This window comes from Actibacterium sp. 188UL27-1 (assembly GCF_016901225.1).
GTDB lineage: Bacteria > Pseudomonadota > Alphaproteobacteria > Rhodobacterales > Rhodobacteraceae > 188UL27-1.
The window spans coordinates 56,854-73,230 of sequence record NZ_JAFEUL010000004.1 but is presented as its reverse complement, the minus strand read 5'-3'; the positions used below and the strand labels follow the sequence as shown (position 1 = coordinate 73,230).

Sequence of the window (16,377 nt, the reverse complement as noted above, 5' to 3'; positions counted from 1 at the left end):
AGACATGACACCAAAAGAACGCGCTCAATCCGTGGCCGACCATATGTGGGCGGCGGATCAGGCCAGCCCCTGGTTTGGGATGGAGCTGGCAGAGATCGATGAAGGCCGCGCCGTGCTGACCCTGACCGTGGCGGCGCATCACCTGAACGGCCACGGGATCTGCCATGGCGGCGTGATCTTTGCCCTAGCCGACAGCGCCTTTGCCTTTGCGTGCAACAGCCGCAATCAATCGACCGTCGCCCAGCACAACACGATCACCTATATCAGCCCCGCCCAGCCCGGCGACCGACTGACCGCCAGCGCGCGCGAAATCACCCTGACCGGCCGCAGCGGGTTGACGGATGTCACCGTGACCAACCAGACGGGTGCTGTGATTGCCGAGTTTCGGGGCGCCTCGCGCACCCTGAAGGGACAGGTTTGTTCGCAGGAGATTGAGACGTGAAAGAGTTAGGTGCCCGCAGGGAAGAGCTTGATCCGATTGAATATGCGTCACGGGACGAGATCGAGGCGCTGCAATTGGACCGGCTGAAATGGTCGCTGCACCATGCCTATCAGAATGTGCCGTTCTACAAGGCCCGCTTTGACGCGGCGGGCGTGCATCCCGGTGACCTGACATCGCTCAAAGATCTGGCGCGATTTCCGTTCACCATGAAAAGCGACCTGCGCGATCACTATCCGTTCGGGCTGTTTGCCGTGCCCCGCAGCCAGATCCGGCGCATCCATGCCTCATCCGGTACAACCGGGCGGGCGACGGTGGTGGGTTACACCGCGCAGGATTGCGAGAATTTTGCCGATCTTGTGGCCCGGTCCCTGCGCGCCGCCGGTGTGCGGCCAGGGGATATGGTGCATAACGCCTATGGCTATGGCCTGTTCACCGGGGGACTGGGTGCGCATCATGGGATCGAGCGGTTGGGCGCCACGGTCATCCCCATGAGCGGGGGCCAGACCACCAAACAGGTCACCCTGATCAACGATTTTCAACCCCAGGCGATCACGGTCACGCCGTCCTACATCCTGAATATTCTGGAGGAGTTCCACAGCCAAGGCCTGGACCCCAGGGCAAGTTCCCTTCAAGTCGGCATTTTCGGGGCCGAGCCCTGGACCAATGCCATGCGGGCCGAGATCGAGCAGGCCTTTGATATGCACGCCGTCGATATCTATGGCCTCTCTGAAATCATGGGGCCCGGCGTCGCCAATGAATGTGTGGAGACCAAGGACGGGCTGCATATCTGGGAAGATCATTTCTACCCAGAGATCATCAGCCCCGAAACCGGAGAGCCCGTGGCTGATGGCGCACGCGGAGAGCTGGTCTTCACCACCTTGACCAAGGAAGGGATGCCGATGATCCGCTACCGGACCCGCGACCTGACCCAGTTGATGCCCGGGACGGCGCGGTCGATGCGGCGGATGGCCAAGATCACCGGGCGCTCCGATGACATGATGATCTTGCGTGGGGTCAATGTGTTCCCAACCCAGATCGAGGAACAGCTGGTCGCCATGGACGGGTTGGCACCGCATTTCCAGATCGAGCTGTTTCACCAGGATCGCAGGGATGCGATGCGCGTCCATGTGGAGGCCACGCCGGAATGTGCGGATGAGGCCAGCCGCCAAACCCTCGCTATCGCCCTGGAGCGCCGGATCAAGGACAGTGTGGGTCTGTCAACGGAGGTCCATGTGGATCTGCCGGGTCAGGTGGCACGGTCCCAGGGCAAGGCCGTGCGTGTGATCGACCGCCGCAAGGCGTAACGGGTGGCCCGGCCCATTGCAAAGGACCACGACGCCAAACGACAGGCGATCCTGGACCATGCCGCCCGGCTGTTTGCGGAGGACGGGTTCGATGGCACCCCCGTCAATCGGGTGGCCGAGGCGTGCCAGATCTCCAAGGCGAGCATCTATCACTATTACGGCGGCAAGGATGACATCCTGTTCGCCATTCTGGATCAGCGGCTCTGCGGATTACGAAACCGTGTGTGCCAGCCAGATCCGACCAGCCCGTCCGCCGAGGATCGGTTTCGCCGCACGCTGGTGGACATTCTGCTGGATTATCAAGGTGCCGACCATGCCCACCGTCTTCAGGCCACCAGCCTGCGCCGTCTGTCGGCAGAACGCCAAGTCGTGCTGCTGGGGTATCAGCGTGATGTCGTGGCCCATGTCAGCGATCTGATCGCCGCGGTGGCACCCGACGTCTTTGACGGCGATACCGCCAAATTACGTGCGACGACGATGTCTGTCTTCGGCATGCTCAACTGGTTTTACATGTGGAACCCCACCGCGGATGAAGAAGCCCGCCGCAGCTATGCCGCCCTGGTCGCCAGACTATGCCTGACCGGCATCCCCGGCTTGTAACCCACCATGCGATGGTATTGTTGCACAAAGCCTGTCCTGACCGAGTTTTTCCTTTCCACGGATGGACTTATCACGCGACTCCGGCGGTGGTATCCGCTCTGTCGTCGCCAGCTCGACCACCTCAGACTTGCTCTGAGCGATCCCCGTCGCCGAACCTGCCGACAGCAAGTCACAAGGGGCCAGGTCTTCGATTGACCACAGGTCACCCCCAGATCTGCCGACAGGCTTGCACAGGTCACGCCAGCCGCGCCACCGCTTGCTCTTTGTCCTGCGGCGCAAACCGCCGCCTGGTCTTCCTGGTCATGTCCGTCTCACGGTTCTGAGGCCACCTAAGTCCACGGTCCGGCATCACGCGACAAAGGCAGGCCCCATCGCTGATGGCACGCAACGCGACGCCGGAGTTGTACGCCTCGCCCGGGCTCAGCATCTGTTCATGACGCGGCTATTCGGACGGCAGCGGCTTGCGCCTTGGCCAGTTCGATCAAACCTTCCGCCATGACGCGTAACTCACCAGGATCGATGGCGGGGATATGGGCGCGTCGACCATGCTGTGGCTTATCGCCGAGCGCCTAGGAAATGCGAATTCTAAAGTATCGGATTTGCTTTCAAATTACCAACTTTCAAAGGCCGACAGGTGCGCTGTGACTTCCGCCAGTCAATCCGCTCCAGCAGCATGGACAATTGCGCAGGACTGATCGCGACCGCGGAATACAAACAGATGCTCCGATTGCGGGTCCTCTTTCAAAACGCTTTCGGCCAGAGCTGACACCTCCCTCTCAGCAAATTTGCCTCTCAAATCGCCTGCCGGGCAATGATCAAACTGCTTGCGCATGTCCGTGACGCCTACGGCTACGGCTAGCCAAGTCTTCGTCTGCGCGCCAATCCTCCACTTCTCTTCGTCAGACCGATTCCGAAGACGCCGCTTCTTGCCCAATCATCCCTCACGAACTGTCCATTATCTTTTAAATGAGCAGTATCTGGTCATAGCCATCGGCGACAGAACGGGGAGACCCGACGATTACGGTCGTGGTATCTACGATGGCGGGAACTGTCCGGCATTGCTCCAAGGACAATGGACGCGAAGACCGCGGTTGATCTTGCTGGCAAAGGCAGGCAGCGCGATATTCAATCCGGTTCAAGGCGATAGCCAACCACGACGTGTTTGAGCCGCCGCCATTGGTTGCACGAACCGATGGCACCTTCGATGGCTTTATTGAACACATCAACGAATATCACCGACGTGCCTGATCGTATTCGAGCAAAATCGCTGTAGCGTGCCTGCCAGTTTTGCCAACCGTCGTGTCAGCTTGCATGTCTATTCCCAATAGCTGGTAGACCTAGCCGTAGCCGAAACGCAAACAGCCTGTGAACATGTGCGGATCGACGCATCGCTACCACATTCTCGCAATAGGCAACGACAGCTACCGCTTCGAGGCGGCAACGAAAATAGAAAATAAGACAGCGATTGATAACTGGAGGCCGATTGAATCTCGGCGAAATTACCGGGTCTGTTCTCGGTCACAATCAACAGCGTTTACCAGACTTCGCTGTTTCTTCCTAAAACCGTTGCAGACGGAGCTCCAGGGACAACCTACGCTTGACGTCATAACGGGCTCAGCGAGGGACTTGAGATCACGATGGGTGCGGATGTCTCTGAGATCACAGACCTACTTCGAGACAGCTAATCCTCTGATGCAAAAATATTTTTTGCTTCGTAGGGATTATGGAGGTCTAAAGCAACGGCTGTTTCCTGACCCAAAAGGTCATGTCGGGTAACACGTTTCACCACATTATACGGTTCCTCGTCTCAACTGCATTTCGAATTGCCACAGCTCCCGCAGGTCATGCATCCTTCAACCATACGCAGATCGTAGCTACCGCAATTCGGACAAGCCGGTCCACGGGGGCGTTCGCCGACCGCAACGACCTCGGCCTGGGGATCGGTTTTCAGGCCCATCCCTTCGCCTTCGATGAAGCCGATCGCGATCAGATGGCGCTCGATCACGCCACCGATAGCCGCAAGGATCGAAGGCACGTATTTTCCCCCCATCCAAGCCCCGCCGCGCGGGTCGAACACGGCCTTCAATTCCTCGACCACAAAACTCACGTCGCCGCCCCGCCGGAAAACGGCGCTGATCATGCGTGTCAAGGCCACGGTCCAGGCAAAATGCTCCATGTTCTTGGAGTTGATGAAAACCTCAAACGGCCGCCTGTGCCCGCCAATCACAATATCGTTGATGGTGATGTAAATCGCATGCTCGCTATCGGGCCATTTCAGCTTGTAGGTATGCCCCTCTAGGGATTGGGGCCTGTCCAATGGCTCGGAAATATAGACAACATCGGCCCCCGTATCGGTCTCGGGCACAGTTTCGGTCTTTTCGGTGACGCTCAGCACGGATCCGGTCACCGCGTTGGGCCGATAGGTTGTGCAGCCCTTGCAGCCCTGATCCCAGGCCTGCATGTAGACATCCTTGAACGCATCAAAGCTGATATCGGCCGGGCAATTGATCGTCTTCGAAATACTCGAATCCACCCATTCCTGCGCAGCTGCCTGCATCCGCACATGGTCCGCCGGATCCAATGTCTGGGCGCTCACGAAATGGTCCGGCAAAGGGGTGTCGCCAAACATCTCGCGCCAGAGAGTCACGGCGTAATCAACGACTTCTTCCTCGGTCCGGCTGCCATCCTTCTGCAACACCTTGCGGGTATAGGCATGGGCAAAGACCGGCTCGATCCCGGAACTGACATTCCCGGCATAAAGGCTGATCGTCCCCGTTGGCGCGATCGAGGTGAGCAAAGCATTCCGAATGCCATCCGCGGCAACGGCATCGCGCACATCCGCATCCATCGCCTGCATTGTGCCGCTGTCCAGATAGGGCGCGGCCTCAAACAATGGAAACGCCCCCTTTTCCTTGGCCAATTGCACCGACGCCAGATATGCGGCGCGGGCGACCGCGCGCAACCAGCGTGACGTCAGACGCGCCGCTTCCTCATCACCGTATCGCGCGCCGACCATGGCCAATGCATCGGCCAAGCCGGTCACACCCAACCCGATCCGTCGCTTGGCCTGTGCTTCGGCTTGCTGCTCGGGCAGGGGAAAGCGCGACACATCCACGACATTGTCCATCATCCGCACCGACACGGCGACCAGATCGTCCAACGCCGCCTCGTCCAATGCCGCCGCCTCCCCAAACGGATCTCGCACCAGCCGCGCAAGGTTGATCGACCCCAGCAAACAGGCCCCATAGGGAGGCAAGGGTTGCTCTCCGCAGGGATTGGTCGCGGCAATCGCCTCGCAATAATTCAGGTTATTGGCCGCATTGATCCGGTCGATGAAAATCACCCCCGGCTCGGCATACTCAAATGTCGCCCGCATGATCCCATTCCACAGATCCCGCGCCCGTACAGTGCGATAGACCTTGCTGTCAAAGATCAGATCCCACGCGTCATCCGCCTTGACCGCCGCCATGAACGCATCCGTGACCAAGACACTGACATTGAACATTCGCAGGCGCGCCGGATCTGACTTGGCGGCAATGAAATCCTCGATATCGGGGTGGTCGCACCGCATGCAGGCCATCATCGCTCCGCGGCGCGAGCCTGCGGACATGATCGTGCGGCACATCGCATCCCACACATCCATGAACGATAACGGACCCGACGCATCCGCCGCGACGCCTTTCACATCCGCGCCCTTGGGCCGGATGGTCGAGAAATCATAGCCGATGCCGCCACCCTGCTGCATGGTCAGCGCGGCCTCTTTGAGCATCTCAAAGATGCCGCCCATTGAATCCGGGATGGTTCCCATCACAAAGCAGTTGAACAACGTCACCGACCGCGCCGTTCCTGCGCCTGCAATGATCCGGCCAGCAGGCAAAAACTTGAAATCTTCCAAAGCGCTGTAAAACCTGTCTTCCCAGACCGACGGCTCCGCCTCGGCCTCCGCCAGGGCCCGCGCAATCCGCCGCCAGGTCTCTTCGACAGAGCCATCGATGGGCGTTCCATCCGCCTCCTTGAAACGATACTTCATGTCCCAGATCTGCGCGGCAATGGGGGCGGCAAAGCGGCTCATCGGTGATTCCTCTACTCTTAGCAGGCGACTACAATAGCTTGAAGGCAGACGTAATTCCACTACGATATATAGCAATGGTGTGGAGGAATCTGTGGACAAAATCAACTTGCTCAAACTCTGCGTCGGCGCCGAAACCGTCCAGGACCTTGTCGATTGGCAGGCCAATCCCCGCGCCAGGGGCCCGGACGGCGCCCCCCGCCATGTCACCCGCATGTGGCCTAAGCAATCCGATGCGCTCCTGAATGGCGGGTCCATCTACTGGGTCATCAAGGGCCTGATCCTGTGCCGCCAACGCATTACGCGCCTCGACGAGGTCACGCGCGACGATGGCATCCGGTGCTGCGCGCTCGTCCTCGACCCCCAGATCCACCGCACGGCACCTGCCCCCAAACGCCCGTTCCAGGGCTGGCGCTACCTGCAACCCGCCGACGCGCCCGCCGACCTGACCGGAACAAAAGCAGACGAAACGCCTCTGCCCCCCAATCTCCAGGCCGCGCTCGCCGATATCGGTGTCCTGTGATCCGCAAAGATCGGTTGGACCCGGCTCTTACGCGATTGGAAGACGCAGTGGGACAGCACCAAAGCTCCGCACGCGACCTTCCGTTGACGCGACTTTATCGGTCAGACAGGAGCATCATCAATGACAGGCCCCGGTCTCCCCATTGATCCGGTACATCAGGTGACGGGGCAAAGGCCCATCTTGAAATACGCGGCCCAGGTTTTGGCCCGCTCACGGTCCCGCGCCTCATAGGTCGCAATTGTCTGGTGCAGGTCGCTGATCTCCTGGCGCTCGCGGTCCTCCCCAATTTCGGTTAGGCGCATCGTATACCATGCGGTGATGCCACCTTCCGGCGGATCTGTAAATTTCGGGAAGGGTAAAGCAATATCCGCCCGCTGCCATTTTACCGGGAAATCAGGCTGCAGGACAAAGGCACGGGCCAGGCCAACCAGATCGACCACACCGGAGGCGACAGCGGCAATCGCGTGATCCCGCGTCTTGAACCCGCCGGTCACCATCAGCGGTTTGGTCGTGATCGGCCGCGCGCGCTCGGCAAAGCGCAGAAAATAGGGGCCGGTACCGCCACTGTCCGAGGACGAGGTGGCACCGGGGAAATACGTCCCGCCGCTGATATCCAGCAGGTCAATCCCCGTCCCTTCCAGCGCGCGGATAACCTCAAGCGCGTCATCCTCCACCAATCCGCCATCCAGCTGATCCGTGGCGTTCAGTTTCACGGCGACCACAAAACCCGGCACGACGGCAGCACGTATGGCGACAATCACCTCCAGCAGCAGCCGCATCCGACGGTCAATCGACCCGCCATAAGCGTCCGTCCGTTTGTTGAAAAGCGGCGACAGAAACTGGCTCAGCAAAAACCCATGGGCCGCATGAACCTGCACACCGCCGAACCCGGCCTCCTGCGCCAACATGGCGGTGCGCGCAAACATGGCGGGCAAGGCTGCGATGTCCTCCGCCGTCATCTGGGCACAGGTCAGGCCTGGCATATCAAGCGCACTTGGTCCCTTTGGCGTGCTGATCGGCGGGTAAGCCATCGCGCCCGCATGGCCCAGTTGCAACCAAAGCTGGGCGCCGTTGCGGGCACCCGCCTCCGCCAGTTGCCGAAACCGGTCCAGATCGGCATCGCCATTCAACACCAGATTTCCAGGCTTCTCGGCAAAATACGGACTGCCTTGAACCTCCCCCACAATCGCCACGGCCAGACCACCTTCCGCCCAGCGGTCATACAACCGGATCTGGGTGTCCGTCGGATGGCCTGTCCCGTCGCCCAAAGAATCCGACATCGCGGATTTCGCGATCCGGTTCTTCAACACCACCCCACATGGAAGCTGCATCGGCTCGAACAGAATGTCAGGTTTGGCCACGGCAGTGCTCCCGGATCTGCGCTTTACATCGATCCAGAGCGTGGGCTGACGGCGTGACCCCTGTCAATTTCGCAAACAGCAAACCTGCCCTGCACTGTCACCACCGCCTTAACGGACCGTGCGATGCATATGTATGGGATGTGTATGGTTTCTGCATGGGTTCTGCATCACCCATGCAGCGGATCAGACCGGTAGCCCAAGACGCGCGGCCAGCACCTCCAGCACAGACTTAGCCGTGGTCCAGTCGGCGGTTCTTGAACGGAACAAGGTCGCCTGGCTGGAATGGATCAACCCGTCACTCAGGACCTTCAGATGATTGGCCCGCAAGGTTTCACCGGTCGAAGTAATATCCGCCACGCATTCCGCCGTGCCGTTCTTGACCACACCTTCGGTCGCGCCCTGGCTGTCCATCAGCTGGTAATTCGCGACCCCGAAGTCACGTAAGAACTCGCGCACAAGCCTATGATATTTCGTAGCAATTCTCAGTCGAAACCCATGCTTCGCGCGAAAAGAAGCAGCCACCGCATCCAGATCATCTAGGGAGTCCACATCGATCCAACAGCCCGGAACGGCCAGCACCAGATCAGCGCGGCCAAAGCCCATTCCAGTGACATCCTCCACAGTGCTGGGCCAGTCAGGGATCCGCTCCCGGACCATATCGCTGCCGGTCACACCAAGATGGATCCGCCCCGCAGCCAGCTCTCGCGGGATCTCTCCTGCAGATAGCAGCACCGGCTGAACACCGCGCAACCCATTGGTCTGGAACGCATATTCACGGTTTGATCCCTCACGCTCGAACCGCAGACCAGCTTTACCAAACCAGTCAAAGCTCTTTTCCATCAGCCGCCCCTTCGACGGCAGGCCCAACAGCAGCGTCATCCCTGCACCTCCAGCACCAGCGCCGGACGGATGACCCCGCCCACCGCGGCAACCTCCTGCCCCAGCGCGCGGGTCAACGCATCATAGCGTCCACCGGTGGCGACCGGCGACAGGTCAGGCCGATTTTCTGCATAGAAACCAAAGACAAAGCCATCGTAATACTCCAGGCTGGTGCGTCCATAACTGCCCTCGAACAGGGCCGCGCTGACATCTATATCCAACGCGTCAAGCGCGGCGAACCGCGCTGACACACAGGCCACGGCAGGCTCAATCGCCGGCATGTCCACAGCCAAATCCCGCAACCGTTCCAAGGCATCTGCGGGCGCCGCCTGTATCGCCAAAAGGTCATCGATCAAGGCGACTTCCTCGGGCGAAATGGGCGGTGTCTGGGCATCCTGTTTCAGCGCTGTGATCCGGTTTTCAATCTCTGCCCCTGACCGTATCCCGATCATCGGTGCCGCTTCTGCCATGACATCGGATACGCTAGCAGTTTCCAACTTTTTCAGAAGCTTAACACGATGTTCTAATGTGTCCGTCCGGCCCGAAAACCGCTCAAGCAAGGCCCGAAACCGGCGGGGTCGCCACAGATGACGCAACAAGGCCGCCCGCCGCGCGGGGCTGGTGGACAGCCCCGACACTGCCGCTTGCAGCAGCCCGATATCCCCCATCGCTGCCCGCAGGTTCAGACCCTGCAACGCGCGCGATATGGTGGCAAAAACCTCCGCCTCCGCCGCCGCCGGATCATCGGTCGGGAACAGTTCCAACCCGACCTGCAGGTACTCGATCGGCCGCCCCGACCCACCGCCATCCTGCATCCGAAAGACTTCACCGACATAGGTATAGCGGGTGATGCCCCCCCGACCCGCAAGATGTGCTTGCACCAGCGGGGCCGTAAAATCCGGGCGCAGCATCATCTCACCCGCCGACGGATCGCGAGTAACATAGGCGCGGGCGCGAATATCCTCACCATAAAGGTCCAGCAGGGTTTCGGCAGGCTGCAGAATGCTGGTCCGGAACGGCACCGCGCCGGTCTCCTCGAACAATGCCGTCAGGCGCTCCGCCTCGGCCCGCACGCGCGTTCTGTCTTGCATCAGTCGCGGTCCAGGATCGCGCGCACTTGGGCGACCAACTGGTCCCGCGGCACTTCCGTTTGGGCAGGCTGGGCTTTCCATTCCTCAAGGCTGGCGCTTTCGGCTATCTTGGCGCCCAGGATCAGGTCCTTGAGCTGCACAACCCCGCGACCCGCCTCGTCCCCGCCTTGGATCACCGCGACGGGGGAGCCGCGTTTGTCGGCATATTTCAACTGGTTACCGAAGTTCTTTGGATTGCCAAGATAAACCTCAGCTCGGATCCCGGCCTGACGCAATTCGCCGACCATGGCCTGGTAATCCGCCATCCGATCCCGGTCCATGACCGTCACCACGACTGGCCCTGCAGCCTCCTGTGACAGCCGCCCCTTCGCCCGCAGGGCAGCCAACAAGCGGTCCACCCCAATCGAAACGCCCGTTGCCGGAACCACTTGCCCGGTGAACCGCTTGACCAGATCGTCATAGCGCCCCCCGCCCGCGACCGAGCCAAACTGCCGGGGCCGCCCCTTCTCGTCCTGGATCTCAAAGGTCAGCTCAGCCTCGTAAACCGGCCCGGTGTAATACCCCAAACCCCGCACGACGGAGGGATCGATCAAGATCCGATCCGAACGATAACCTTGGACATTAAGCAAATCCGAAATATTAGTGAGTTCGTCAATGCCGGATAGACCGGCTTCGGACTCTCCTACCAACGAACTGAGGTATGTGAGCATTTCCTCATTCAAGCGCCGCCGGTCATGTTGAGTAAAGACCGACCCGTCCCAGCGACGATCATGCGAAGTCTTCACCGCTAGTGTCGAGTAGGTCAGGGCAGGATTATCGGATAAATTGTTGCCTATCCGATTTGCTAACAACTCCTGCACTGCATCAGGTGCTCCGACAAAAGCCATAACTTTGTCGATCTGCCAATCATCAAGTCTCGCACCCTTAGTGAAATCACCACTCTCATCTTGACGGCCTTCACCCAGTAACGCGCGCACACCGTCGGAGCCAAGTCGGTCCAGCTTGTCGATCGCGCGCAGGACGATACCGCGCTCGGCCGCCTTGTCGTCACCCGATAGGCCAGCCACCTCCAAAACGCCGTTCAGTACTTTGCGGTTATTCACCCGGATCACGTAGTCCCCACGGGGGATGCCCACAGCCTCCAGCGTGTCGGCCAGCATGGCGCAGATCTCGGCATCGGCGGCCACGGACGGTGCGCCCACCGTATCGGCATCGCATTGATAGAATTGGCGAAACCGCCCCGGCCCCGGCTTCTCATTCCGCCAGACCGGCCCCATCGCATAGCGCCTGTAGGGGCTCGGCAGATCATTGCGATACTGCGCCGCAACCCGCGCCAGGGGGGCCGTCAGATCATAACGCAAGGCGACCCAACCGGCATCGTCATCCTCCCAGGCGAACACGCCCTCATTCGGGCGATCCACATCGGGCAGGAATTTCCCCAGGGCCTCCACCGTCTCCACCGCCGATGTCTCAAGCGGATCAAAGCCATAGCGATGGTAAACCTCGGCGATCTTGGCCAGCATCGCGGTGCGTTCCATCACGTCCTGGCCGAAATAATCCGGAAAACCTTTCGGTGCTTCCGCCTTGGGGCGAGGCTGCTTTTTCTGCTTGGCCATTGCGGCTAGGTCCTTGGCAAATGGTTCGCGCGCGGTCTATCCCAAGCCCCAGACCGCTGCAACCGAGGGGTGCCACATGAACCACCAGATTGAGGAACGTTTGGCCCATCTGACCCGCATGGTCGAGGATCTGTCAGACGTGGTTGCCCGCCAGGATACGGAAATCGCCCGCCTCACCCAACGGGTCGCCCTCCTGCTGGAACGCGCCGCCGAAACCGAACAAGAGGCCTCAGGCGGCGTCATCATAGGCTCTGAACGCCCACCCCATTACTGACCAGCCCTGTTTCTTATTGGTAAAAATACTCCGGGGGTCTGGGGGCAGCGCCCCCAGCCGGTCGGATCAGCGTCAGCGATCCGAAACCCTTGACCGCCCGACACACACTCTATTTTGTGCCAAACATCCGGTCCCCTGCATCCCCCAAACCCGGCACGATATAGCCAATGTCATTCAGCTTGTGATCCAAGGCGGCGGTCACGATCGGCACATCCGGATGGGCCTCGGCCATGCGCGCCACGCCTTCGGGTGCCGCCAGCAGACACAGGAACCGGATGTTGCGCGCGCCTGCCTCTTTCAACCGGGTGACCGCCGCAGCAGAGGAATTGCCCGTCGCCAGCATCGGATCCAATGCGATGACCAGGCGATCCTCCAACTCGGTCGGCACTTTGAAGTAATATTCCACCGGTTGCAGCGTTTCCTCATCCCGGTAGAGGCCCACAAAGCCCACACGGGCTGAAGGGATCAGTTCCAACACGCCATCCAGCAACCCGTTACCGGCGCGCAAGATGCTGATCAGGGCCAGCTTCTTGCCATCCAGCACAGGCGCATCCATCGCCTGCATCGGCGTTTCGATCGCGCGGGTCGTCATGTCCAGCTCGCGGGTGATTTCATAGGCCAGCAACTGGCTGATCTCACGCAGCAACTGCCGGAACACTGCCGTCGGCGTCTCCCTGTCGCGCATCAGGCTGAGTTTGTGCTGTACCAAAGGGTGGTCGACGATGGTCAGGTGATCGGTCATGTCGCGTCCAGTCGTTTCAGAAGCGCTTCTCTGGTGGCCTCGTCGCAAAAGGCGGCGCGGGCTGCAACCCGGTTCACCGCGGTAAACACGTCCTCGTCCCAGCCAAAGGTTTCGCTAAGGCGCTCATATTCCCGGGTCATCGTGGTGTCGAAAAACGGCGGATCGTCGGTTGAGACGGTGACGAGCACCCCGGCTGCCCGCAGGGTCTCAATCGGGTGATCGGACCATTGCGGATAGACCCCGAGGGAGATGTTCGACCCCGGACACACTTCAAGCACGACGCTTTCAGCGGCCAGACGCTCGACCAGGGCCGGATCCTCGATGGCGCGCACCCCATGCCCGATCCGTTCGACCTTCAGGTGATCCAGGCTGTCGCGCACCGAAGCCGGCCCGCCCCATTCTCCGGCATGGGTGGTCAGCCGCAAACCCGCTTCGCGCGCACAATCAAAAGCCCAGGCGTAGTCGCTGGGATGACCCACATCTTCGGCCCCGCCCATACCAAACCCAGTGATAAAGTCACCCGCCGTTTCTGCAGCACAGGTCGCGATGGGCTTGGCCTTTTCCGGGCCGAAATGGCGGATGCAGGTGACGATGCCGCGCAGTTGGATAATGTCGACCATACCATCTGCTGCTTCCTGCATCGCCGCCAGATAATCGCGCCACGCCGACAGATCCCCACCCCCGCAAAAGTCCGGCGACAGGAAGGTTTCGGCATAGATCACGCCATGTTCGGCACAGTTTTCCAAGACTTCGGTCGTAAGCCGCGCAAAATCCCGTGGGGTCTGCAGCACCCCCGTCGCGGCCTCATAAACCTGCAGGAAATGGGCGAAATCGCGATGAGCATACCGTCCGTCCTCGGTAAAGACGCCATCCAGGCCTATCCCCTTTTCAGCCGCGAGGCCCCGAATAAACGCCGGAGGAGCCGCGCCTTCCAGGTGCAAATGCAGCTCGATCTTGGGGATATCGGTCATAGAAAACTCCGTCCGGGCCCGCATGGCGTGACATTCAGATGCGTGGCAATGCTGGCGGCCACATCGGAAAAGGCGACCTGCCCGATCTGACCCGCGCCCCGGCCAGCCACCAGAACCGGCACACGCTCCCGCGTATGGTCATTGCCACGCCATGTCGGGTCATTGCCGTGATCTGCCGTCAGGATCATCAGGTCATCGTGGCGCAGCCGGGCGATCAGCGGGGCGATGGCCCGATCAAACCATTCGAGCGCACGGGCATATCCGGCAACATCACGGCGGTGGCCATATAGACTGTCGAATTCCACGAAATTGGCGAAAGTCAGGCTGCCTTCATCGGCGCTGTGAATGAGGTCGCTAAGATGCTCCATCAGCGTGAGGTCGTCGCCTTTGACCACGGTATCGATCCCCCGGCCCGAGAATATGTCGCCGATCTTGCCCACCGCATGCACCGTCCGGCCCGCTGCTTGCACCCAGTCACACAAGGTCGGCGACGGCGGCGCAATGGCGTAGTCGCGCCGGTTTGCGGTGCGGGTAAAGCCATCCCCTACGGTGCCAATGAACGGACGCGCAATAACGCGCCCGACTTTCATCGCATGGAGCGCAGGTGCGATATCAGCGCATAGCGCGAGCAACCGGTCGAGGCCGAAATGATCCTCATGCGCGGCGATCTGAAACACGCTGTCGGCAGACGTATAGCAGATGGGCCAGCCGGAGCGGATCTGCGCAGCGCCATGTTCCGCAATGATCGCAGTACCCGACGCGTGACAATTGCCGAGAATGCCGCCTGTTCCGACAGCCTTTGTCACCAGATCCACAATATCGCGCGGAAAGGCCGGGACCGTTTGTGGGAAATAATGCCAATCCCAAGGGACCGGCACGCCAGCCAATTCCCAATGGCCCGACGGGGTATCCTTGCCGTTGGAAACTTCGGTCGCGGCCCCCCAGAGGCCAGTGGGAACAGCCGTCAAGCCCGGCGCGGCCTTGCCAGACGCCAAGCGGATCGCGGCACCCAGACCCAGCGCATCCAGGGTAGGCAGGCTTAGCGGCCCGCTGCGCCCTTCCTCCGCCTGCCCAGCGGCGCAGGCCTCGGCGATATGGGCCAGCGTGTTCGCCCCTTCGTCGCCAAAGGCCGCCGCATCAGGTGCACCACCGCAACCGACCGAATCCATCACCACCAGAAAGGCGCGGCTCATGGGTAGACGCTCCCCAGAATCAGGGTTGGCGGATCTAGCGGGACATCACCGATGCGGTAGGCACGAAGCACGGCATTTTCGGCACGATCAGCCTCCGCTTCGGATGCGGCATGAAGCTGGGCCAGAGGGCGATCCTGACTAACCTCTTCCCCCAGGCCCGCGATCTGGGACAACCCGACTGCGGGGTTGATCCGGTCACCCTCCCGCAACCGCCCGCCCCCCAATCCCACGACCACTTCCCCGATGGCCCGAGTATCGAGCCCAGCCACAAACCCGGCGCGTGGCGGCCTGATCTGACGGATCACCGGGGCGGCTGGCAGGCGATCCCGCCACCGGTCGACGAAATCGGCGGGCCCACCCAGCGCGCTGACCATACGGCCAAAGGTTTCGGCGGCGGCACCGCTCGACAATGCGGTGGAGACCTCATCCGCCCCCTGTTCAGGTGTCAGAACAAGGTCAGCGGCGTGCAGGACCTGACCGCCCAAGGCGCAGGTCAACTCCCACAGCGCATGGGTGACGCCGCTGCGTGTGAGCGTCTCCATCACCTCGATCACCTCAAGCGCATTGCCCGCAGCAGTGGCCAAGGGTTGCGACATGTCGGTGATCAACGCTGTGGCCCGGCACCCTGCCGCATTTGCCGTCTCGACCAGCGAACGGGCCAGCATCTGCGCCTCCTCCCGGGTGGTCATGAAGGCACCATTGCCAAGCTTGACGTCCAGAACCAAGGCCTCCAGCCCAGCCGCCAGCTTTTTCGACAGGATCGAGGCCGTGATCAGATCGACGCTTTCGACAGTGCCGGTCACGTCACGCACCGCGTAAAGACGCTTATCCGCCGGGGCAATATCGGCGTTGGGGCCGACGATTGCACAGCCGACGTCTTGGGTGACCTGCCGCAGGCGATCCGCCGAAACCTCGACCCGGTAGCCTGGAATGGCCTCCAGCTTGTCCAGCGTTCCGCCCGTATGACCCAACCCGCGACCCGAGATCATGGGGACATAGGCGCCACACGCTGCCAAGGCCGGGGCGAGGATCAGTGAGATACAATCGCCCACCCCACCGGTCGAATGCTTGTCCAATACGGGGCCAGGCAGATCCCATGTCAAAACGTCGCCGCTATCCCGCATGGCGCGGGTCAGGGCCGTGCGCGCCTCCATCGACAGGGGGGTGTGGCAGATGCCCATGGCAAAGGCTCCGGCTTGGGCATCGCTCAGATCACCGGCGCTCAGCGCCTCTACCATCCACCTGGCATCGTCCGAAGTTAGGGGTTGACCCATGCGCAGATGGCTGAGGACACGACGCGCCTGCATCCGAG

Annotated in this window: 14 protein-coding genes; 5 read left to right on the top strand and 9 right to left on the bottom strand. The window is 61.0% G+C overall.

Going from position 1 to position 16,377, the window contains the following annotated elements; genetic code table 11:
* The first annotated feature begins 4 nt into the window (after positions 1–4).
* From paaI to IU397_RS07265, 3 genes are read left to right on the top strand one after another with little or no spacing between them, the layout of a single operon-like run.
* Positions 5–442, top strand: coding sequence for a hydroxyphenylacetyl-CoA thioesterase PaaI (paaI, locus tag IU397_RS07275; RefSeq protein ID WP_204412053.1), 438 nt, complete (start codon positions 5–7; stop codon positions 440–442).
* Complete coding sequence (paaK, locus tag IU397_RS07270) at positions 439–1,746, top strand: phenylacetate--CoA ligase PaaK (RefSeq protein ID WP_204412052.1); 1,308 nt, start codon at positions 439–441, stop codon at positions 1,744–1,746. Before paaI ends, paaK begins: the two co-directional genes overlap by 4 nt.
* 3 nt (positions 1,747–1,749) lie before the next feature.
* Entirely contained in the window at positions 1,750–2,346 is a 597-nt protein-coding gene (locus IU397_RS07265) for a TetR/AcrR family transcriptional regulator (protein WP_204412051.1), read from the top strand.
* A 1,807-nt stretch (positions 2,347–4,153) separates the two neighbouring features.
* On the opposite strand, the gene IU397_RS07260 is transcribed toward IU397_RS07265, so the two are convergent.
* Entirely contained in the window at positions 4,154–6,418 is a 2,265-nt protein-coding gene (locus IU397_RS07260; protein WP_204412050.1) for an adenosylcobalamin-dependent ribonucleoside-diphosphate reductase, read from the bottom strand.
* A gap of 91 nt (positions 6,419–6,509) precedes the next feature.
* Between IU397_RS07260 and IU397_RS07255 the strand changes: the two genes are divergently transcribed.
* Complete coding sequence (locus IU397_RS07255) at positions 6,510–6,938, top strand: DUF1489 domain-containing protein (RefSeq protein WP_204412049.1); 429 nt, start codon at positions 6,510–6,512, stop codon at positions 6,936–6,938.
* 155 nt (positions 6,939–7,093) lie between these two features.
* Here IU397_RS07255 and IU397_RS07250 read toward each other — a convergent pair whose 3' ends face one another.
* From IU397_RS07250 to hisS, 4 genes are all read right to left on the bottom strand, one after another.
* Positions 7,094–8,299, bottom strand: a complete 1,206-nt coding sequence (locus tag IU397_RS07250) for an NADH:flavin oxidoreductase/NADH oxidase family protein (RefSeq protein ID WP_370541630.1) — start codon at positions 8,297–8,299, stop codon at positions 7,094–7,096.
* A 183-nt stretch (positions 8,300–8,482) separates the two neighbouring features.
* The gene (hisG, locus tag IU397_RS07245; RefSeq protein ID WP_204412048.1) at positions 8,483–9,178 is read right to left on the bottom strand and encodes an ATP phosphoribosyltransferase; all 696 of its coding nucleotides are present in this window, start codon (positions 9,176–9,178) and stop codon (positions 8,483–8,485) included.
* Positions 9,175–10,269, bottom strand: a complete 1,095-nt coding sequence (locus tag IU397_RS07240) for an ATP phosphoribosyltransferase regulatory subunit (RefSeq protein ID WP_204412047.1) — start codon at positions 10,267–10,269, stop codon at positions 9,175–9,177. The genes hisG and IU397_RS07240 overlap by 4 nt, the downstream gene beginning before the upstream one ends.
* Entirely contained in the window at positions 10,269–11,885 is a 1,617-nt protein-coding gene (hisS, locus tag IU397_RS07235) for a histidine--tRNA ligase (protein ID WP_204412046.1), read from the bottom strand. Before hisS ends, IU397_RS07240 begins: the two co-directional genes overlap by 1 nt.
* A gap of 76 nt (positions 11,886–11,961) precedes the next feature.
* Here hisS and IU397_RS07230 point away from each other — a divergent pair, with 76 nt between their 5' ends.
* The gene (locus IU397_RS07230; protein WP_204412045.1) at positions 11,962–12,159 is read left to right on the top strand and encodes a SlyX family protein; all 198 of its coding nucleotides are present in this window, start codon (positions 11,962–11,964) and stop codon (positions 12,157–12,159) included.
* 109 nt (positions 12,160–12,268) lie between these two features.
* Here IU397_RS07230 and upp read toward each other — a convergent pair whose 3' ends face one another.
* The 4 genes from upp to IU397_RS07210 are packed head-to-tail and all read right to left on the bottom strand — an operon-like array spanning position 12,269 to position 16,372.
* Positions 12,269–12,901, bottom strand: a complete 633-nt coding sequence (gene upp, locus IU397_RS07225; protein WP_204412044.1) for a uracil phosphoribosyltransferase — start codon at positions 12,899–12,901, stop codon at positions 12,269–12,271.
* Positions 12,898–13,872 carry an adenosine deaminase gene (locus tag IU397_RS07220; RefSeq protein ID WP_204412043.1) on the bottom strand — a complete coding sequence of 325 codons (975 nt, stop codon included), beginning with the start codon at positions 13,870–13,872 and terminating at the stop codon, positions 12,898–12,900. The genes upp and IU397_RS07220 overlap by 4 nt, the downstream gene beginning before the upstream one ends.
* Positions 13,869–15,065, bottom strand: coding sequence for a phosphopentomutase (locus IU397_RS07215; protein WP_204412042.1), 1,197 nt, complete (start codon positions 15,063–15,065; stop codon positions 13,869–13,871). The genes IU397_RS07220 and IU397_RS07215 overlap by 4 nt, the downstream gene beginning before the upstream one ends.
* Positions 15,062–16,372 (bottom strand): thymidine phosphorylase, encoded by a 1,311-nt coding sequence (locus tag IU397_RS07210; RefSeq protein WP_204412041.1) that lies wholly within the window; start codon positions 16,370–16,372, stop codon positions 15,062–15,064. Before IU397_RS07210 ends, IU397_RS07215 begins: the two co-directional genes overlap by 4 nt.
* Positions 16,373–16,377 lie beyond the last annotated feature (5 nt).